The sequence below is a fragment of the Chitinophaga sancti genome, from assembly GCF_034087045.1.
Classification (GTDB): Bacteria; Bacteroidota; Bacteroidia; order Chitinophagales; family Chitinophagaceae; genus Chitinophaga; species Chitinophaga sancti_B.
In genome coordinates, this window is sequence record NZ_CP139247.1 from 4,586,831 (window position 1) to 4,606,475 (window position 19,645).

Below are 19,645 nucleotides of genomic sequence, written 5' to 3' on the forward strand. Positions count from 1 at the left end.
GGTTAAAGATTACTAAAGAGGAACAACCCCGATGCTAAACCCATAAACCATTGATCCATATGTTATTATAAAAGAGGCCGCAGAGGATACCCCTGCGGCCTTCTATACACATATTATGGCAACTAAAACCATTTCTTCTTCATAAAGTACCAACTGATGATCACCGAAATAATAATCGAAATCATCACCGGTATATAAAACGCATGTGCATTCCGCTGAAACGGAATATCCACATTCATCCCATAAATACTCGCAACCAGCATAGGAAACGTCAGCACGATCGTAATCGAAGTCAGCCGTTTCATCACAATATTCAGGTTATTCGAAATGATACTTGCAAATGCATCCATAGAACTACCCATGATATTCGTATATACATTCGCCATTTCAAGGGCCTGGGAAGTATCTACGATCAGGTCATGCAGGAACTCCTTTTCATCTTCATTCAACCCGAGAATGTTGGTTCGCTCAAGTTTCATGAGCAACAACTCATTGCTCCGCAGTGCTGTCACAAAGTACACTAGGCTTTTCTGAATCCGCATGATGTACAGCAGCTCCTCATTTCGGTTACTGTCGTAGAGTTTCTGTTCTAATACATTTCTGCGCTGGTTGATCTCTTTCAGGTAGTCGAGGAAGTTCATAACTACTTTCTCAAAGATCTTCAGCACCATCATATTCCGCTTTTCAGGATGACGGTTATGGAAGGTGTTGAGGAACTTATTGATGGCAGCGTTGTCGAAAGAATTGACTGTCAGGATCTGGTTATGCGTCAGAATGATCACAATTGGAATCGTGATATAATAAGCATCGCTTTCATTGAAAGAATTGTTCTCCGTCGGGGTTTTGATAACGATGAGTTTCACATTATCCTCAATCTCATAGCGGGACCTTTCATCAATATCCAGGGAGTCGGTGAGGAAGTCGAGCGGGATATCCAGCTCTTCAGAGAGCTGTTCAAACTCGGCCTGCTTTAGGGGAGGGGTAATATTCACCCATACTCCGTTTTCAGGGGTTTTAATCTCAACTGTCCGTGCGTCTATATTTTTGAAGTATTGGATCATCCGGGCGCAAAGGTAGAATAATTAGTAAGAAAGCATATTGCTTAATTATTAATTAACAGCGTGCTCTGCCAGACGGGCGGTTTTGTGGCGGGTCAAAAATCGCGGGTATCGGATTTTGCGGGCGGGTATGGATGGTGGGTTTATTTGTGGGAGGGTGGTGGTTTCTTTTAGAATAACGGATAGCGGAACGATACATTCAGCGATGGTAAGCGCCTTTTCTTCTAAAAAGGAATTGAGCGGAAGGGTGTTTTCAAGTATTGAAGTTGTTACGGCAAACGAAGTTTGCGGTCCCTTGCCTCCGGATATTGCAGTCTCCTCCAAAATCGCCGGCAGCGAAACCATACATTCGTTCAAACTCAACGTACTCTCCTTTAGCATTGCCACCGTAGAACCTGTCAAACTTAGTGAACTTTCCTTTAGCATTTCCTCTGCAGGCCCTGTCAAACTCAACGTACTTTCCTCTAGCATTTCCTCTGTAGACCCTGTCAAACTTAGTGAACTTTCCTTTGGCATTTCCTCTGTAGACCCTGTCAAACTCACCGTACTCTCCTTTATCATTTGCTCTGCAGCCCCTGTCAAACTCACCGTACTCTCCTTTATCATTTCCTCTGTAGCCCCTGTCAAACTCACCGAACTTTCCTTTATCATTTCCTCTGTAGCCCCTGTCAAACTCAATACCGGTTCCCCCAATAACAACGAAGGTTCCCACACCCACGGCACCAATACCGTACACCCATATGTCCCTCTTACAGGACGTAACTCCCTCTCCCTCAAAGCCGCAGGCATCAACACAACACATTCAGCCTCTTCCTTCTTTAAACCCAAAGGCTGCAACACCGCACATCCTGATATTCCACCCACCCGGTACAACGACCGCTTTTCCAATACTGAAGGCAACAGCACACTACACCCGGCTATCTCACATAGTCGAATCATAGATCTCTCTTTCAAAAACAAAGGTAAAAGTACCGTACAACCAGCTACTTTATTTAGCCGGTATATCGATCTCTCCTTCAAATACAAGGGTAGCAGGACCACACAACCAGATGTCTTCATAAGCTCGTTCGCCGGTTTTGGTAAAACGTACTTCCAGTCCACCGCCAAGGGTCTGAACAGGAACGGTATAAGTCTTCTCTTCCGTGCCGGAAGTCATCAGCGCAGCGGCAGTAACGCCAGTTCCGCACGAGTAGGTTTCATCTTCCACACCTCTTTCATAAGTACGAACAAAAATGCCATTATCAATAGGCTGAACAAAATTTACATTCGTTCCCACCGCTTTAAAACGCTCATTATAGCGGATCTGTCTGCCTTCTTCAAATACATCCAGGGCTTTCACATCCTCCACGAACTTTACAAAGTGTGGTGAACCGGTATTCAGGTAAAAATAAAGATTACCTACTTCCACGCCATTCACATCCTGCATTTTCAGGTTTACCCAATCAGTACCTTTCATGGTCGCTTCATGCGGACCGTCAATAGCTATAAATCTCAGCACTTCGCTATCTAATCCCATTTTACGGGCAAAAGCCACCAGGCAACGGCCCCCATTGCCACACATGCTACTTTCCCGGCCGTCAGCATTGTAATACTTCATACCAAAGTCATAGCCTTCCTGCCTGTTCAATAGCATCAAACCATCTGCACCGATGCCAAAGCGGCGGTCACAGAGAAAATGCACCTGTTCTTCAGTGAGAAAATCATATTGGCCATTGCGATTGTCCATAATGACGAAGTCATTGCCGGTCCCCTGGTATTTGTAAAAATGTATTGCTGACATAATAAAGCAAATGTAATCATATTGAAGATATTATACAACCATCCGGTAAGCACAGGTATAGCAGTCCATCCGGTATTCATGCCTACATTCGGTAGATGTACAAAATGGTACTACAGCACTTGTAACCATCTGGTAAGCATAGGTATAGCAGTCCATCCGGTATTCATGCCTACATTCGGTAGATGTACAAAATGGTACAACAGCACTGAATTTTAAAACCAGGGAAATAAGACTATTCCCCCGGTCGTATTTAAACCTACAACTGTTACACTAGTGTTCCTAGCTAACAAAGCTCTTTAGTGGTGATTTAAACCGTTAAACATTTAACTGTATGGGCAAAAAAAAGCATTACCCTTCCTGTAATGTTTTTATAATCGTTTGAAAAATGCCCGTCGCTTTCGCCAGATCGTCTTTTGACACATTTCGTACTGCATCTGCCATCAGTTCATTCAGCAATGGCTCCACAATGCTGCGCATTTTTTTGCCTTCGGCTGTAAGAATGATGATCTTATTTCTACGATCGGCAATGTCTTCCCTGCGTTCCAAAAATCCCCTTTTAGTCATATTATCCAGCAGGTACACAATACTCACTTTGTCTTTTGAAATAGCGTCGGCGATCTCCTGTTGTTTCACGCCGTCTTTTTTCCAAAGTACGCGCATGACCTGCAGCATCTCAGTGGTTAGTGGAATATCATTTTCTTTGAAAGCCGCACGTATCCGCGCTTTGAAAGCCCCCTTTAATATCCCGAGTGAATCCGTAAAATCTGAAAACGTCTGATTTTTAGTCATGCGGGGGCTAAGTTAAGGTTTTAATGGTTAAGTGTTTAACTTATTTTTGGAGATTTACCGGCAAGGCGATCATGCAGTAGAATTGTTCTGTACCAATTGCAGGATGGCAGATATTCTGTAACTTAACACTATGTCTTTACTACCCGTTTTATTTTACCTGACCTTCGCTATCGGCACCGTACAACCCGATGTTGTTTTCAAAGATGAAAATAACAAAGAAATATCCCTGAATGCCCTCAAAGGCAAAGTTGTTTTTATCAACTTCTGGGCTACCTGGTGCGGACCTTGCAAACAGGAACTACCCTCTATTCACAAGCTGAAACAGGCATTCAGAGATAATAATAAAATTGTGTTCCTCTTTGTAGACGTAGATGGTGATCTGGCAAAATCAAAAGCATTTATGAAACGACATAAGTATGACCTGCCGGTGTATGCGCCTAAAAGTCCGATACCTTCCAACTTCCTGGGAAATGCAGTGCCCACCACTGTGATCCTTGACAAGAAAGGGCGTATGGTAGGCCATATTGAAGGAAGTATGGATTATTCTACCAAAGAGGTGATAAAAGGATTGAAAGATCTTACTGATTCGTAAATTCCTTCTATCAGAAGTGTGTCCCAGGTACACCTTCAATATATCTCCGGCTATCTTTTTACTTGTTGATGTATGCCCTGCATGTGTGCATTATAACAAAAGATACAGACGGATCAGGCGCAGCTGCCTTCGGTGGCGTGGTGTGCGGGGCAGTTGAATTTGTCCACGAATTATTTTGAAGATTGGGACGGTCTCCACAGGAGTATATATACAGGATAAGGTGTTTGAGATGGCGCATCAGTTAGGGTGTAAATATCCGGCACATTTTACGACGCTGTTAAACAGAAGATAGAAGTGACGCCAATGTAGTTTAGAAAGATGATTTAAAGAATGCCCTGCAAGAAGAAAAAATGAATCAGATGAGTATACCCGTTGTATTGAAAGAAGGGGATTTTCAGGTATATCGCTTTGATGGCGGGTTAGAAAATAAACCTGCTCATAGAAGGAATGATCATTTCCTGTTTATATTTCAGCAGACAGGTAGAAGTGTGCTGCTTGTAGATGAGGTTGAGCTGATCTTATCTGGTAAAATGGTATTGTGTATTAGCCCCGGCCAGGTGCATGAAACAATAGCTGTCAGTAAAAATACCACCGCATGGCTTGTAACAGCAGGAGTGGAGCATATTAAATTTTATTTCCCCTATGCACCGCTTCCTGTAGAAGATGAAGTAGCGGAACATCTTGGAGAATGCTTTACCTTATTATATAAAATGAATCCTTCTTTTTCAGCCGTCAGAATATCCCTATTGGATGCCTGTATCGGAATGATCGCTGCCATCTATCATACAGCTGTTCCTGCTGCTGATGTGACCTCCCGCAGGCGGGAAATTTCTGAAGCCTTTAAACGGCTTTTATTGCTTTATTTCAGAGAAATGAAAAGCGCCGGCGATTATGCGGCTAAATTATACATCACCCCTTCATATTTAAATGAAGTAGTAAAAGAAACAACTGGCTCCCCTGTAAGTTTTTGGGTACAACAGGCAGTTGTAGCAGAAGCAAAGCGGTTATTATCAGGTACTGATCTGTCGATCAAAGAAATCGCCTTTTCTATCGGGTACAATGACCAGGGATACTTTACCCGATACTTTACAAATGCTACCGGAGAACCGCCTCTGGCATTTAGATCCCGGAACCGCAAATAATCCATAGCGCACCATAATTCATCCATTCTATATTGTTCCGCCTATGCCCACCTTTGCCTAAAATATTTACATGGGCAATTCTTTTAAATTGAAGCAATACCTGGTTCCTGGTGCCTTTGCATTGGTAACAGGTGCTACTGATGGTATTGGGAAAGCAATAGCGGTTGAACTGGCGAAAACCGGGTTTAATCTGGTCATCCACGGAAGAAATAAGGAGAAATTTGAGCTGGTAAAACAGGAGTTGATAGCTGTCAATCCTGCGTGTAAGGTGATTCCTTTCATGCATGGTGAATGGAACCTCCCTGCTGAAATTCCCTTAACCGTATTGGTGAATAATGTAGGTGTTGGGCCAATAGAACGCTTTATCACCAGTCAGGATATAGAAAGTACAATAGCATTGAATGTAACTTTCCCTACAAAATTAACAAGGTATGTATTACCCCTGATGAAGGCCCCGGGGTTGATATTAAATATATCTTCTTATGCAGCCCTGATGCCACCTCCTTACCTGGCTGTATATGCCGGTACAAAGGCATACAATAATGCTTTCTCCATTGCCCTGGCGCGTGAACTGAAAAATGTGAAAGTTATGTCATTGATTGTCGGCAGCGTACATACGGCGTCCAATAAAAAGCCAGTGACCTTTATGCGGCCGTCTGCGGCTACTTTTGCGAAGCATGTATTAAAAAAAGTGGGATCTGGAAAGAAAAGGATCATCCCTTACTGGCCCCATGCATTGCAGATATTCCTGATTTCGTTATTGCCGGAAAGATGGATAGATAAAGCTACAAAGGCGGCCATGGAGAAAGAAATATAATCCAGCCCGGCAGAAGACAGGCTGTTTTCCCTTCTAATTATTGTTATTTATACGAATGGCGAAGGTAGAAGGGAATTCTGTGGAAATTCTGTAGAAATAAAAAAAACACCAACCTGGGCTTGTCATATTTTAATTATTATTCATGTTCCTATACCCGTAACGCACCACCCTCGTCAATCTCCACCTGGCACGGCAATGGAATCATTTGTGCAAAAATATTTTGTTTACCTTAACTTGCAGGGATTTTTAACTTTAATGTATGACAAGTCCAATTGAGATTACACCCGCTGTGCAACAACTGATCGATCGTGTAGGGTCAGAATATGACTACGAAATTATTCCTGTACAACCACAGGTAGTGGATGGTGGTCGCATGGTACCCGGGTGGGCGGTATGGCTGAGTGAGTTTATCTGCGAAGCAGCACCAACAGAAGTGTGGGAGAATGAAAATGGCGATCTGATGGCTGTGACACCCGCTCCCGCGTCGATCGCACAAATGATGTTCATTCCTGATAACAATATTAATGGGGATGAAAAGCATGTTCGTGTCAGCACCAGTAATAACCCATTGGTAGATCACCTGATCGCATTGGCAAATCTGAAGGATTTTCTTGTGCAATATGGAACCGTGCTGGAAGATGGTAAAGTGAATTTCAATACCTATACCGGTAATGTATATAACCATTACGATGCCCTGTTCAATAACCTGCTGCTCTTCCTGTCAGAAGGAAAGAAGATAGGGGCCAAGTGCTATTGTGGAAGTATGAAACCATATAGTCAATGTCATGGTAAAAACCTGCCTGCAGCTATTGAAGAAGATAAGAAAGCAGTGAAGAAGTTCAACGATGCACTGAAGGACGACGAAGTGAAGGAATAGCTTTTCCCGGTTCATATAAATTGTAAGAGTAAGGTACTGATCACCATCAGGCCGGGAGGTGATGCCTGTTATATATAAGTAAGGAGGGTGGACAATACTTTTATCAGTTATACAAGGTCAATATTTTAAACTATGCGCAGTTTTTATCTATCATGCCTATGTGCGCTCCTGTGCGTGCTTTCAGTCAATGCACAGGAGTTGCGATCACCAGATGGGAATTTCATTTTAGCGTTTAAAGTGAACAACGGGGTGCCTGTTTATACATTACAGTATAAAGGTAAGACCGTGATCAATGAAAGTAAACTGGGTTTTGAACTCAAACAACTGGGTTCATTCAGTAAGGACTTTTCCATTAAGGGGATTGCTTCCAAATCGGAAGACCAGACCTGGCAACCGGTTTGGGGACAGCAAAAAGACATCAGGGATCTTCACAATGAATTGTTCGTACAGCTTACACAGGCGGCTACTGGCAGAGAACTGGATATCCGCTTCCGGTTATTCAATGATGGGTTGGGTTTCAGGTATGAATTCCCTGTTCAACCAAATCTGCGCCATCTCAGTATCCAGAATGAAGTGACTGAGTTTAACCTGGCTAAAGATTATAAGGCCTTCTGGCTGCCGGGTGATTACGATACAAATGAGTTTGAAACGGTCACGTCTAAAATCTCAGAGATCCATTCACTGATTGACAAGGCGAGAGAGCGAATGGCCGCCAATTCTCCAACGCCCAATCTGGCGGTGCAAACACCCCTTATGCTGAAATCAGATGATGGCTTGTATGTAAATATTCATGAAGCGGCATTGGTAGATTTTCCGGCTATGTGTCTGAATGTGGATGACCAGCATTTTATCTTTAGTGCACACCTGACTCCGGATAAACTGGGCAACAGGGGATTTGTGCAGACAGGGAAAACCAGTCCATGGAGAACGGTAATCGTGAGTGATGATGCGCGGCAGATACTGGCGTCTACAATGATACTGAACCTGAATGAGCCTTGTGCCATTAAAGATCCCAGCTGGATCCACCCTGTGAAGTATGTAGGTGTGTGGTGGGAATACTTTACCGGTGGTGGTTCTACCTGGCAGTATACTGATAACCAGGATATCATCATTGGTAAAACAGATTACAAGACATTAAAACCTAATGGACATCATGGTGCAAATACTGCTCATGTAAAAGAGATGATTGATTTTGCGGCAACGAATGGTTTTGATGCTGTGCTGGTGGAAGGTTGGAATGAAGGTTGGGAAGATGGTACGGCAAATGCAAAGGAACATATCTATAGTTTTACGAAAGCATATCCTGACTTTGATGTACAGGAGTTGCACAAGTATGCTGCTTCAAAGAATGTGAAGATTATTATGCATCATGAAACGACTTCTTCCGTAACGGATTACGAACGTCAGCTGGAAGATGCATTTCAATTCATGGTAGACAATGGTTATAATTCCGTGAAGACAGGTTATGTAGGACCTATTCAGCCACATAGCGAATACCACGATGGACAGTATATGGTGAACCATTACCTGCATGTGGCGCAGCTGGCGGCTAAGTATAAAATAATGGTAGACTCTCACGAGGCAGTGCGTCCCACTGGTTTATGCCGTACCTGGCCGAACTGGTTAGCACAGGAATCTGCAAGAGGAACTGAGTTTGAGTCTTTTGGTGGAAACAGACCGGACCATACCTGTGTGCTGCCATTTACAAGATTGATGGGTGGACCAATGGATTATACACCAGGCATCTTTGAAGGGAATCTGGAAGTGTATGGTAAGAATAAGGCAAAGCTGAGCACTACACTGGTAAAACAACTGGCGCTGTATGTAACTATGTATAGCCCGTTGCAGATGGCGGCGGATCTGCCTGCGAATTATAATAAGTTTGCCGATGCATTCCAGTTTATTAAAGATGTAGCGGTAGACTGGGATAATACTTATGTGCTGGAAGCAGAGCCGGGAGATTATATCACGATTGCACGGAAGGCAAAGGCAAAAGAGGAGTGGTACATTGGTGGTATTACGGATGAAAATGCACGCGAGGCAATGATTAAATTTGATTTTTTACCGGCAGGGAAGAAGTATACGGCGACTGTGTATGCAGATGATAAAGATATCAGCTGGAAAGTAAATCCACAGAAGTATACGATTAAGAAAATGGTAGTGACGAATAAGACGGTATTGAAGCAAAAGCTGGCACCAGGTGGAGGTGTGGCGATAAGTGTAAAACCGTAAGTTGTATCATCAATAACAGGAAGACCATGAGAATTGTATAATTCTTTCTATCAGGTACCAGTATAAAAAGGGGGCGTCAAAACTTCAGGACGCCCCCTTTTTTAGTTACCCCCGATAGGAACAGCTAGTCTTTTTTTAACTTTATTTCTGAAATGATAGTGGCGCCAAAAATCAGCAAACCAACTACCATAATCCCAGGAGTGTTTAACTGGCGGGCTATTTCAAGGGCATTATTTTAGGAAAGCTGGAAAAAGGGGTTACTATTTCAAATGGAAAGATCCAAAAGTATCCGAACTTCGATGCAAATGCCATACGATTAGGTGTGGCCCCTTCTACAGAGCAGAAGGTTATAACGATGAGTATATAGCATTAAAACTGAATTGTCATATCATGCCAAATCGCTCCGCCATGTACGGATGTAGAAACCCCAAGGTCCCTGAACCCAAACTTTTCATAAAAAGGCACAAGATATTCTTTGCATGTCAGCGTGACACCCGCTCTTTCCTGCTCCTTTGCTTTATTTATAAAATGACGGATCAGTTGTCCGGCATACCCCTGGTTCCTGAAATCAGGAGATACGGCAAGGCCAAATATGCTTTGCCATTTCCCCTCTTCGTTGTGCAGGTGAGCGTCGGCGAACATCTCATCTACAATGGTTTCATTGTCAGTCACCATACCATTGATGAAACCCACCAGCTGGCTTTCGGTTTCCAATACCCAGAAATGGCCGGGGAAAAACTCGAGTCGTTTGATGAATGACTCGCGGGATGCGGCTTCGTTAGGAGGGAAGCAGATGTGTTCAAGCGCGGTGATCTTATCTAAGTCGGTTAGGGTTGCGATTCTGAATTTCATATGTTTCTCGGTGCATAAAAGATAATACAAACGCCAATCAATGCAATAATTGCTCCAATAATGTCATACCTGTCTGGTCGGACCCCATCTGTTGTCCAGGCCCATAATAAAGACAGAACAATGAAAATTCCACCATAGATTGCATATATCCTCGCAAAATTGGCTATCTGTAAAAGTCGCGACCATGCCATATAATACCAGGATAATTCCTCCTGCAATCCCATACCATAAGGGTTGCCCTTCCCGTATCCAGAGCCGGATGAGGTAGCCGCCTCTTTCACAGCTACCTGCCAGTAAAAAGATACCTATAGATTTTCATACTGCCATTACATATATATCACTATTGTCAATTTAGTCACACAGCACGCTCTTTCGGATTGTAATATCAGGTTATGTATTCACTCAGGCAGCTACTTCCGGGAACTTCTTAACTTTCATTCACGCAGGTCTTCCATGTCCTGTATCCGCCAGACATATTCCAAACCCTGTTAAACCCATTTTGCAATAACACACGCTGCGCTAAATATCCTCTTAATCCTGCCTCGCAATAGATATAAATATCTTTATCAATCGGTATAGACGATAGCTTATTTCGTATCTCATCTACCGGAATATTAATAGATCCCTTTACATTCCCCATTTCATATTCATCCGCTGTGCGCACATCAATCAATACATCCTCATAGAAATCCAGGTTCTCCAGGTCATCCCAGTATATCACCTGCAATCGCTTCAGTAGTATGTTTTCTGCCACCATACCCGCTATATTGATGGGATCTTTTGCAGAAGAATATGGAGGCGCATATGCATGCTCAAATTCAACCAGATCGTATATGGTCTTCTTTTGCTGGATCAGGGATGAGAAGATATCCAGTCTTTTATCCACTCCATCATAGCCTGCAATCTGCGCACCGAATAACTGCCCGTCGGCCGGGGAAAAAGTGATCTGAATCGTCATCTGTCTGGAACCCGGGTAATACCCTGCATGAGATACACCATGTGTGGTAGATACAATATGCTCTATATTAGCCGCTTTCAGGTGTTTGGAGGCAAGCCCTGTAGCACCCACTGTCATATCAAAAACCTTTACAATGGCGGTATTGATAGAACCATTGTATCGTTGCACATTACCATGTACCAGGTTGTTCGCACAAATCCGTCCCTGCTTACTCGCCGGTCCTGCAAGGAAGGTATTCATAGAAATCCCTGTCACGGGGTTTTCGAACTCGATCACATCGCCCACAGCATAGATGTTTGGATCAGAGGTTTGCAGGTACTCATTGACAATAACCCCTTTGCCTGTTTTTAAGCCAGCTGCTTTCGCCAGTTGCAGATCGGGTTTCACACCGATGGACAAAATTACCATATCGGCGTTGATCACATCCCGGTTATTCAATACTACTTCATTTTTATTGAATGAAGTCACGGCGGTGTTTAAATGTAAGGTGATACCCTTTTTACGGATATGTTGCTGGATGATCGCTGCAATAGGAAAATCGACCGGCGCCAGTATCTGCGCACCCATTTCAACAATCTCTACCTGTATGCCCAGTCCATGAATATTCTCCGCCATTTCAAGACCAATAAAACCCGCACCTACAATCACTACTTTCTTAATATTCGCCTGTGAAATGTGAGTTTTGATTTTATCTGTATCATTGACATTTCTCAATGTAAAAATGCCTTCATTATCGATGCCGGGCAGGGGAGGGCGTATTGGTTCCGCACCTACGGAAAGAACTAATTTGTCATAGGTCTCCTCGTATTTTTTACCCGAAGGCTGGTGAAATACTTTCACAGTTTTATTGTGGGGATCGATATCCGTCACAGTAGAATTGACCCGCACATCGATATTAAAACGTTTTGAAAATGAGGTAGCCGTTTGTACAAACAGTTTATTCCTGTCTTTGATCACATCACCGATATAGTAAGGTAGTCCGCAGTTCGCATAGGAAATGTACCCTCCTTTTTCAAATATAACAATTTCAGCATGCTCATCTAATCTTCTTAACCGGGCGGCAGTTGATGCGCCTCCTGCTACTGCGCCAATAATCAGATACTTCATAAATTAAAATGGTGGTTTTTAATTAAATAGTTTTCATCTGGAGACAAAACTATCATCAGGCGAAGATGGTGAAAGTAACTTTTGTTACATAGGGCTATAATCCTGTTGTCTAATGACTTTTATCATTATGTGATATTAGATTATGCCCAAAATCAGGACTTCGGAAAAGTTTGCCGGGAAAAATTATGATTCACGGTTTGTAATAACCCTAGCCATGGCAGGTGGTTGTACCATTATTAGGACTGGTAGTGCGGGTGTTTTTATTGTTGGGAAACGGGTAATCTGGGATTTCGGTTAATCTTCGTCATATAATGCCGCCTGTTTTTTCTGCAGGATTTGAATTTTCTGTTTGGAGCGGGGATTATGTTGGGTGCTGGTTTCATGTCAAATCATAATGCTGTTTTACCTGAGGAGCTGCTATAAAAAAAAGGGAATATCATACATTGATACACCCTTTTTTTTCGGAAAATGGTTTTCATCCCCCGTTGGTGAATAACCTCTTTCATGAATGTTTTTTTCGGAAAATGGTTTTCATTCCCTCTTTCCTGAATGTTTTTATTATTTGATCTGTAGCAACTCCCCATACGCCACAGCGGCCTTGTGCACCTGCACCAGCCAGTCCTCCGCCGCGTTATCATCTGCACCATCAGAGATGTATTTCAAGCAAAGAAAAGGTATCTTTTCTTTCATGGCAATCATCGCTATCGCATACGATTCCATATCAACCACATTATAAGCAGTAACGGAATGTCCCATTTCAAAATTATCTCCCGTACCACAAATACCTTCATTCACTCCATCCATTTTTAAACCGTACTCAAGCAATGGCGGCATTCCTGAAAACGGCGTTTCATACAACTCATATCCCAGACCTCTTACATCCATATCACGCTGTATAAATTTTGTACAGCAAACCACTTCACCTCTCTGAAAGAAACTGCTTCCCGCAGATCCCAGGTTTACAATCAATGCCGGTCTTTTGATCTGTATCGCTTTCGTCAGTTCGTAGGCGGCATTTACCTTCCCAATCCCTGTGATCAGTGTATGATGACTTTCGAATACTTCTGCTGCTTCCGCTGCCAGTGCAAAAGAGAACAATACATTTTCAAGAGGAAAAGAATATTCCTGGTTAATTTGAATCATCGGGTGCTATTAGTTAGGGCGCAAAGGTACCATTTAGCCCCGTACAATGCAAACCCTTCGAAAGTAGCATTGTCATCTGACCACAATCAGTAAAATAATGCAGGTCACTCTTCCTTCCCCGGATAAAATTTAATAATTTCGCAGCAACTATCACCCTCCATTTGAGAAAAGCGGCCGTCATATTAAGTCCTCTCCTGTTTATCATCGTCTTCCTGGGAAGTATGAAGAACTCGATATTATATGCGGTGTATGAATATGATACTAAGCTCTTTGTCGAAGCTTTTTGCGAAAATAAAGATAAGCCGGAGTTACATTGTAATGGTAAATGTCAGCTTGCAAAGATGCAGAAAGAACAGCGGGATAATGAAACAGAACGCTTATTAAAAGAACTGCAATCAGAGGCATTGGCCTGCCCCATCCCATCCGGTATTGACTTTGCAAAACAGGAAGTGGATGAATTCACCGAAAAGACTTATCCTGTCTTTACACATCCTAAATATTCTTATCTCTTTAGCGATCCGCGTAAGAAACCCCCACAAGCATAAGCTACTTTACTTTCACGACTGTATTTGTTTGCAATGAATTTCATCGCCAGGAACTTCATTGTCATGAATTCTTCACAATGAATTTCTTTCCTGAAAACTGAATGCCTTGTGCATAAATGTGCGTGCTTTTACAAAAAGACCGCATATAAGGGCCTATCTATGTATACTATCAAAAACAACAATAATGAACTTACTTAAATCTGTATTCATAATATTTGCTTTTTCCACCTTTGTATCCTGTACTAAAAATGACGACCCTGTAGTTACAAACGACCTCGATGGCTTAACACTTGTAACAACGCTTTCAAATACTACCCATAAGATAGCACTCTATACTTCCAGTGGAAAATTCCAAACCGGTTACAATGCTACTTATGTTCAGGTAAAAACCACAGCGGGCACCGTTGTAAACAACGCAAGCATATCATGGACACCCACCATGCATATGATGGGTAAGACTCATTCCTGTCCGGCTTCTGCCATTTCCAACAACAAAGGCTACCTTGTATTCCAAATGGCTGGTACTGACGATGAATACTGGACCCTTACAATAGATTACACCATCGGCAATATAGCCTATACCGTCACAGATACCATCGCAGTCTCCGAATCCGCCAAACGGGTAGTAGAAACCTTCACCGGTAGTGACAATAATACCTATGTATTAGCATTGGTCAACCCAACTACCCCAGCCGTCGCTGTCAATGACATCTCCATGGTTTTGTACAAAATGGAATCTATGACCAGTTTCGTCATAGTAGATGGCTACACCATCAAAATAGATCCAAGAATGACCAGCATGGGCAACCATACTTCTCCCAATAATGTAAACCTGACGCAGGGAACAGATAAGATGTATTATGGCAAACTTAGTCTGACGATGACAGGTTACTGGAAAATCAATTTACAACTGCAGGACGCCAGCGAAACGATCGTAAAAGGTGAAGCTGTCACCGATACTAACGAAGGTAGCAGTATCTATTTTGAATTGGAATTCTAAACCAGCATTAGAGATTGCCTTGAAAGGGAAATGATAGCAATGAGCATTTCGTAAATGAAATGCTCAGTGTTATCATCCAACCGGGTTAAGTGAGGTTAAAGTTATTGCTTATCATTCAAACTGGTTGTATGCATAAATTTTTTATACTTTGTATCGCCTTATTGTCCGCCATCACCGCGTATTCACAAACCGACAGCATAAAAACCGACCTGCTCAAAGAAGTCGTTATCATTCATAAACGTTCCTTATCTGATAAAACAGACAAGCCGCTTTCCTCCCTGGATAAATATCTTGAAAAATCCGACATCGTCAACATGATCAGACGTGGCGCATACGCATGGGAACCTTACCTGAATGGTATGAGTTCAGAACGTAGCGTAGTCACCATCGATGGCATGCGGATCTACGCCGCCTGTACCGACAAAATGGACCCGGTTACTTCCTATGTAGAAACGACCAACCTCTCTTCAATAAACGTACATAGTGCCGGTGGACCCGCCATTTCAGGGACGATGGACCTCGTAAGAAAAAAGGGCACCTTTGGGGAAAAAGAACGTTCCGGTATGGCATTTGCCGGCTTTGAAACCAACGGTAGTCAGCGGGTGATTGGAGGTGCGTTGTCCTTCACACAGCCAACATTATTCACTAATGTAGATTTCACTTACCGTCATGCGGACAATTACAAAGCCGGTGGGGGAGAAGAAGTGTTATACTCCCAATATACCAAATACAATCTATCCGCGATTGCAGGATACAAGCTCAACGAACATGCACAACTGGAAGCTTCCCTCATCTACGACCGTGCAGTAAATGTAGGCTACCCTGCACTCACGATGGATGTAGGGCTGGCCAGGGGGATCATTGCATCCGTTGCTTATATTCGTCATGGATGGCAAACTAAAATATACTACAACACCATCACCCATGTGATGGATGACAGTAAACGTCCTGTCGTTGCTATCCGCATGGATATGCCCGGTTGGAGTAAGACCGCAGGCTTCTATTCCACCATACAAAAAATGACAAAAAACCATCACTGGAAAGCAAACATAAACGGTCATTTCAACAAATCACTCGCTGATATGACCATGTATTCCAGCACAGCAGGCGAGAAAGACATGTACATGCTTACCTGGCCCGGGGTACTTACATATTATGGAGAGATCTCCGGCGAAGATAATTACACGCTCTCTTCAAAATGGCATACAACATTCAATGGGGGAGTGGGTATCCAGAACAATGTAGTAGATAACCAACAGGGGTATGAAAGCCTGACAATCTTCTATCCCAACATGGACCGCAGCCGTACCCGTCTTCTCAAAAGGCTTTCCACCGGGTTTAGTTACGATCACAAAAAATGGCAATACACCATTGGTGCTGCCTATGGAGAACGCGCACCCAGTGTGTCTGAAGGCTATGGATATTATTTATACAATAGTTTTGATCAATATGATTACATCGGCAACCCTGGCATGAAGAATGAGAAATCCATTAGCCTGAACACCGCTTTGCTATTCCGCACGTCCCGATTTTCTGCAAAAGTTTCCGGCTCTTATTTTCACCTGATGGATTATATTATAGGGAAGCCCAATTCAGGCTTAAGTGCAATGACCATTGGTGCAGCAGGTGTGAAGGTATACGAACAATTGGCCTATGCCAATATTTTCAATTGCGCCCTTGATGCAGATTATAAATTTAGTACACACTTTAGCTGGACAAATAAAGTAAGTTATCGCAGGGGAACAGGTGAGCATATTAAGCACCTCCCATTAATACAACCATTCACCTATAGCTCCGGACTCACATTCCGTCAAAAATCCTTCTCAGCAAATATCACTGCCAATGGTGCTGCTGCGCAGGATAAATATAATCCTGAATTTGGAGAACAGGCTTTGCCCGGGTATACTATTTTTAACCTATCCGCATCTTACCAGTTTAATTCCCTGCTATTAAAAGCAGGCGCCGAGAATATGCTTGATAAGAATTACACCACCTTTGCAGATTGGAATCGTATTCCGCGAATGGGGCGTAATGTGTTTGTGAATGTAATCTGGAGTTTTTAGGGCTGAATCCTAATAACGCCCCCCAAAATCTCCCGCCACCGCCCATCCCCCGAAGAAATTCCCCCCTTTCCCCCTCCAAATCCCCCTCACCCCTTGTAACTTCTCCCCGAAGAGCCTACATTTGCACCAGGAACTGAACCTGATATCAAATTTTATGATCATTGAACCTAAAATGCGTGGCTTTATTTGCCTGACAGCCCACCCTGTTGGTTGTGCTGAAAATGTAAGGAGACAAATAAGCTATGTTAAATCTGAAAAACTCCCAGAAGGGCCCCAAAAGGTACTGGTAATAGGCGCCTCTACCGGTTTCGGGCTTTCGTCCAGAATTACTGCTGCTTTCGGCTGCGGGGCCTCCACAATCGGTGTTTTCTTTGAAAAAGAACCTCAGGAAGGTAAAACTGCTACTGCCGGATATTATAATTCAGTGGCTTTTCATGAGGAAGCCAACCGTGCAGGCATATATGCCAAAAGTATCAATGGCGATGCTTTCTCAAATGAAATTAAGCAACAGACCATTGACTTGATTAAAAAGGATCTGGGAACAGTCGACCTGGTTATCTATAGCCTGGCTTCCCCCGTGCGCAAGCATCCGGAAACAGAAGTATTACATCGTTCCGTATTAAAACCTATAAATCAGAGTTACCAGAACAAAACCGTTGATTTCCACACCGGTATTGTTACAAATGTGTCTATTGAACCTGCAACTGGCGACGATATTACCAATACCATCTCCGTAATGGGTGGTGAAGACTGGCAGTTGTGGTTAGAAGCTTTGCAGGCTGCAGGTGCGTTGGCGCCTGATGTTAAGACCGTTGCCTACTCCTATATCGGACCTGAACTCACTAACCCGGTATACCGTCATGGTACCATCGGTAGAGCCAAGGACCACCTGGAAGCAACAGCCGTAAAAATTACAGAACTGTTGAAACCCCTTAATGGTAGTGCAGTTGTATCTGTAAACAAAGCCCTGGTGACCCAGTCCAGTTCTGCAATTCCTGTAGTACCACTGTATATTTCCCTCCTGTATAAACTCATGAAGGAAAAAGGTATTCACGAAGGAACCATCGAACAAATGGCCCGCCTGTTCAAAGATCACCTGTACGCAGCGAACCCGGTTGCCCTCGACAACCAGGGTCGTATCCGTATCGATGACTGGGAACTCCGTCCTGATGTACAGGCCGAAGTAGCTGAGCTGTGGAAAGAAGTATCTACTGAGACCATCTCCCAGATCGGTGACCTGGCTGGTTATAAAGAAGATTTCCTGAACCTGTTTGGATTCAATGTGCCTGGGGTAGATTATACCGCTGAGGTAGATGAGATGGCATTGATCAAATAAGGGCGCTATAAAATAATGAAGGCTTGGTAATCAATGGTTACCAAGCCTTTTGTATATAAATATTTTTATAGCCTCCCATAAACCAGGTTAGGTCGCCTTGAGTGAAATCTAGCCTGTACCAGGTATAAGCTTAGCTGACAACCAACACCGCTTTCCCCGGTATGCCTCCTTTTTTCACTTCATCATAAGCCATTTTGAAATCATGCCAGTCATAGGTCTTGCTGATGTGGACCTGTAAACCACTATCTGCCAACAACGCTGGATTAGGTTTCAAAAGCAACAATTTATACCGCCCGCCTGAAAAAAGAGACCCGATCATTTCCTTTGGACCGGGAGATGTATTGACATAAACACCTTTTTTCTTCAGTATCCTTTTCGCTGCCTTGTAATTGATCTTCCCGGAAAAATCAATGACTGTGTCAAAGGTTTTGGTACCTATATTTTGATGCTGATAGTTAATAACGACATCACTTCCCAACCTGGTTACCAGCTCAACACCAGAAGGCCCCACCACAGCAGTCACGATGGCACCTGCCTTCTTAGCCAGTTGAATCGCTAATGGACCAATACCGCCTCCGGCACCGTTAATGAGCACCTCCATACCCGGTTGTAATTTTAGTAATTGATGAAAGATCTGCAATGCTGCACCACCGGCTACCGGAAGTGCTGCCGCTTCTTCAAAAGAGAGCCCTGAAGGCTTACGCGCAATGTCGTTCGGCTTTACAGCTACGTATTGCGCCAGCGCTCCTCCTTTAAATATACTGGCGATGCCAAATACTTCTTCTCCCTTTTTATAGATGCCATTACCCTGTTCCACAATCCCTGAAAAGTCGATCCCTACTGATTTTGGAAACTTACTTCCGCTCATTAGTTTCATCTCACCCTGCCATATTTTCCAGTCAAGCGGGTTGATAGAGACGGCTTTTACCTTCACAATGATCTCTCCCTCAGGCATTGGAGCCTCTGTCATTTGGAGTACTTCTGTTCCTCCAAATTGATGGTATGTTATCTTTTTCATAAGCTCAAATAATCCGTGTAACCCACAGGACCGGGGGTATAAAGTGTATTATAACCGGGTTGATTTAAAGGTGCGTTTGCAGCAATTCGTTTTTCTAAACCTTCGGTAATGATCAAACCGGCACCACTTCTTTGTGTATAATAATCCGCCATCAATTGGTTGGGCAAATTATCGATAGCCCGGCTACGTGTCATGGGAGCCATGACCAGGTGATTCTTCAGTTGTAAAGCGCCTTTATGGTAAGGCATCAGCAATTTGTTCATGTTGTTATCGTGTTTTTGATAACACAAAGTTGCTTCCTCCTGAAAGGTTAAAATAGTTGCTTTTGATAGAAAA

General features: G+C 43.2%; 20 protein-coding genes. 9 read left to right on the forward strand and 11 right to left on the reverse strand.

Annotation, left to right across the window (positions count from 1 at the left end; genetic code table 11):
* Nucleotides 1-122 precede the first annotated feature (122 nt).
* From SIO70_RS18640 to SIO70_RS18655, 4 genes are all read right to left on the reverse strand, one after another.
* Complete coding sequence (locus tag SIO70_RS18640) at nt 123-1,061, reverse strand: magnesium transporter CorA family protein (protein WP_083730205.1); 939 nt, start codon at nt 1,059-1,061, stop codon at nt 123-125.
* A gap of 48 nt (nt 1,062-1,109) precedes the next feature.
* Nucleotides 1,110-1,997, reverse strand: a complete 888-nt coding sequence (locus SIO70_RS18645; RefSeq protein ID WP_320573168.1) for a hypothetical protein — start codon at nt 1,995-1,997, stop codon at nt 1,110-1,112.
* 49 nt (nt 1,998-2,046) lie between these two features.
* On the reverse strand, nt 2,047-2,838 hold the full coding sequence (gene dapF, locus SIO70_RS18650; protein ID WP_320573171.1) for a diaminopimelate epimerase: 792 nt from the start codon (nt 2,836-2,838) through the stop codon (nt 2,047-2,049).
* 348 nt (nt 2,839-3,186) lie between these two features.
* On the reverse strand, nt 3,187-3,627 hold the full coding sequence (locus SIO70_RS18655; protein ID WP_320573173.1) for a MarR family winged helix-turn-helix transcriptional regulator: 441 nt from the start codon (nt 3,625-3,627) through the stop codon (nt 3,187-3,189).
* A 130-nt stretch (nt 3,628-3,757) separates the two neighbouring features.
* Here SIO70_RS18655 and SIO70_RS18660 point away from each other — a divergent pair, with 130 nt between their 5' ends.
* From SIO70_RS18660 to SIO70_RS18680, 5 genes are all read left to right on the forward strand, one after another.
* Nucleotides 3,758-4,219 (forward strand): TlpA disulfide reductase family protein, encoded by a 462-nt coding sequence (locus tag SIO70_RS18660; RefSeq protein ID WP_320573175.1) that lies wholly within the window; start codon nt 3,758-3,760, stop codon nt 4,217-4,219.
* A 359-nt stretch (nt 4,220-4,578) separates the two neighbouring features.
* Nucleotides 4,579-5,361: an AraC family transcriptional regulator gene (locus SIO70_RS18665; protein WP_320573177.1), complete on the forward strand. Its 783-nt coding sequence runs from the start codon at nt 4,579-4,581 to the stop codon at nt 5,359-5,361.
* Between the two features lie 70 nt (nt 5,362-5,431).
* Nucleotides 5,432-6,178, forward strand: coding sequence for an SDR family NAD(P)-dependent oxidoreductase (locus SIO70_RS18670; RefSeq protein WP_320573179.1), 747 nt, complete (start codon nt 5,432-5,434; stop codon nt 6,176-6,178).
* Nucleotides 6,179-6,437: 259 nt separating this feature from the next.
* On the forward strand, nt 6,438-7,055 hold the full coding sequence (locus SIO70_RS18675) for a hypothetical protein (RefSeq protein WP_320573181.1): 618 nt from the start codon (nt 6,438-6,440) through the stop codon (nt 7,053-7,055).
* A 132-nt stretch (nt 7,056-7,187) separates the two neighbouring features.
* The gene (locus SIO70_RS18680; RefSeq protein WP_320573183.1) at nt 7,188-9,287 is read left to right on the forward strand and encodes a glycoside hydrolase family 97 protein; all 2,100 of its coding nucleotides are present in this window, start codon (nt 7,188-7,190) and stop codon (nt 9,285-9,287) included.
* 369 nt (nt 9,288-9,656) lie between these two features.
* Here the strand turns inward: SIO70_RS18680 and SIO70_RS18685 are convergent, their stop codons facing one another.
* The 5 genes from SIO70_RS18685 to SIO70_RS18695 form a co-directional block, all read right to left on the reverse strand.
* On the reverse strand, nt 9,657-10,139 hold the full coding sequence (locus SIO70_RS18685; RefSeq protein WP_320573185.1) for a GNAT family N-acetyltransferase: 483 nt from the start codon (nt 10,137-10,139) through the stop codon (nt 9,657-9,659).
* Complete coding sequence (locus SIO70_RS33430; protein ID WP_414017931.1) at nt 10,136-10,261, reverse strand: hypothetical protein; 126 nt, start codon at nt 10,259-10,261, stop codon at nt 10,136-10,138. Before SIO70_RS33430 ends, SIO70_RS18685 begins: the two co-directional genes overlap by 4 nt.
* Complete coding sequence (locus tag SIO70_RS33435) at nt 10,203-10,448, reverse strand: hypothetical protein (RefSeq protein ID WP_414017932.1); 246 nt, start codon at nt 10,446-10,448, stop codon at nt 10,203-10,205. The genes SIO70_RS33430 and SIO70_RS33435 overlap by 59 nt, the downstream gene beginning before the upstream one ends.
* Before the next feature lie 118 nt (nt 10,449-10,566).
* Complete coding sequence (locus SIO70_RS18690) at nt 10,567-12,204, reverse strand: FAD-dependent oxidoreductase (RefSeq protein WP_320573187.1); 1,638 nt, start codon at nt 12,202-12,204, stop codon at nt 10,567-10,569.
* A gap of 558 nt (nt 12,205-12,762) precedes the next feature.
* Entirely contained in the window at nt 12,763-13,347 is a 585-nt protein-coding gene (locus tag SIO70_RS18695) for a hypothetical protein (RefSeq protein ID WP_320573189.1), read from the reverse strand.
* Nucleotides 13,348-13,568: 221 nt separating this feature from the next.
* Between SIO70_RS18695 and SIO70_RS18700 the strand changes: the two genes are divergently transcribed.
* The 4 genes from SIO70_RS18700 (at nt 13,569) to fabV (ending at nt 18,291) form a co-directional block, all read left to right on the forward strand.
* A complete protein-coding gene (locus tag SIO70_RS18700) occupies nt 13,569-13,892 on the forward strand; it encodes a hypothetical protein (protein WP_320573191.1) in 324 nt (107 codons plus the stop codon).
* Nucleotides 13,893-14,076: 184 nt separating this feature from the next.
* Nucleotides 14,077-14,892, forward strand: coding sequence for a hypothetical protein (locus tag SIO70_RS18705; RefSeq protein ID WP_320573193.1), 816 nt, complete (start codon nt 14,077-14,079; stop codon nt 14,890-14,892).
* A 128-nt stretch (nt 14,893-15,020) separates the two neighbouring features.
* Nucleotides 15,021-16,955, forward strand: coding sequence for a TonB-dependent receptor plug domain-containing protein (locus SIO70_RS18710; RefSeq protein WP_320573194.1), 1,935 nt, complete (start codon nt 15,021-15,023; stop codon nt 16,953-16,955).
* Nucleotides 16,956-17,109: 154 nt separating this feature from the next.
* Nucleotides 17,110-18,291 (forward strand): enoyl-ACP reductase FabV, encoded by a 1,182-nt coding sequence (gene fabV, locus SIO70_RS18715; protein ID WP_320573195.1) that lies wholly within the window; start codon nt 17,110-17,112, stop codon nt 18,289-18,291.
* 130 nt (nt 18,292-18,421) lie between these two features.
* Here fabV and SIO70_RS18720 read toward each other — a convergent pair whose 3' ends face one another.
* Nucleotides 18,422-19,309, reverse strand: coding sequence for an NADP-dependent oxidoreductase (locus SIO70_RS18720; RefSeq protein ID WP_320573196.1), 888 nt, complete (start codon nt 19,307-19,309; stop codon nt 18,422-18,424).
* Nucleotides 19,306-19,572: a hypothetical protein gene (locus SIO70_RS18725; protein WP_320573197.1), complete on the reverse strand. Its 267-nt coding sequence runs from the start codon at nt 19,570-19,572 to the stop codon at nt 19,306-19,308. Before SIO70_RS18725 ends, SIO70_RS18720 begins: the two co-directional genes overlap by 4 nt.
* Nucleotides 19,573-19,645 lie beyond the last annotated feature (73 nt).

Bases quoted from the DNA above. Each gene is read 5' to 3' on its own strand.
- SIO70_RS18640 (WP_083730205.1), bottom strand. From the start codon at position 1,061: ATGATCCAATACTTCAAAAATATAGACGCACGGACAGTTGAGATTAAA.
- SIO70_RS18645 (WP_320573168.1), bottom strand. From the start codon at position 1,997: ATGATTCGACTATGTGAGATAGCCGGGTGTAGTGTGCTGTTGCCTTCA.
- dapF (WP_320573171.1), bottom strand. From the start codon at position 2,838: ATGTCAGCAATACATTTTTACAAATACCAGGGGACCGGCAATGACTTC.
- SIO70_RS18655 (WP_320573173.1), bottom strand. From the start codon at position 3,627: ATGACTAAAAATCAGACGTTTTCAGATTTTACGGATTCACTCGGGATA.
- SIO70_RS18660 (WP_320573175.1), top strand. From the start codon at position 3,758: ATGTCTTTACTACCCGTTTTATTTTACCTGACCTTCGCTATCGGCACC.
- SIO70_RS18665 (WP_320573177.1), top strand. From the start codon at position 4,579: ATGAGTATACCCGTTGTATTGAAAGAAGGGGATTTTCAGGTATATCGC.
- SIO70_RS18670 (WP_320573179.1), top strand. From the start codon at position 5,432: ATGGGCAATTCTTTTAAATTGAAGCAATACCTGGTTCCTGGTGCCTTT.
- SIO70_RS18675 (WP_320573181.1), top strand. From the start codon at position 6,438: ATGACAAGTCCAATTGAGATTACACCCGCTGTGCAACAACTGATCGAT.
- SIO70_RS18680 (WP_320573183.1), top strand. From the start codon at position 7,188: ATGCGCAGTTTTTATCTATCATGCCTATGTGCGCTCCTGTGCGTGCTT.
- SIO70_RS18685 (WP_320573185.1), bottom strand. From the start codon at position 10,139: ATGAAATTCAGAATCGCAACCCTAACCGACTTAGATAAGATCACCGCG.
- SIO70_RS18690 (WP_320573187.1), bottom strand. From the start codon at position 12,204: ATGAAGTATCTGATTATTGGCGCAGTAGCAGGAGGCGCATCAACTGCC.
- SIO70_RS18695 (WP_320573189.1), bottom strand. From the start codon at position 13,347: ATGATTCAAATTAACCAGGAATATTCTTTTCCTCTTGAAAATGTATTG.
- SIO70_RS18700 (WP_320573191.1), top strand. From the start codon at position 13,569: ATGAAGAACTCGATATTATATGCGGTGTATGAATATGATACTAAGCTC.
- SIO70_RS18705 (WP_320573193.1), top strand. From the start codon at position 14,077: ATGAACTTACTTAAATCTGTATTCATAATATTTGCTTTTTCCACCTTT.
- SIO70_RS18710 (WP_320573194.1), top strand. From the start codon at position 15,021: ATGCATAAATTTTTTATACTTTGTATCGCCTTATTGTCCGCCATCACC.
- fabV (WP_320573195.1), top strand. From the start codon at position 17,110: ATGATCATTGAACCTAAAATGCGTGGCTTTATTTGCCTGACAGCCCAC.
- SIO70_RS18720 (WP_320573196.1), bottom strand. From the start codon at position 19,309: ATGAAAAAGATAACATACCATCAATTTGGAGGAACAGAAGTACTCCAA.
- SIO70_RS18725 (WP_320573197.1), bottom strand. From the start codon at position 19,572: ATGAACAAATTGCTGATGCCTTACCATAAAGGCGCTTTACAACTGAAG.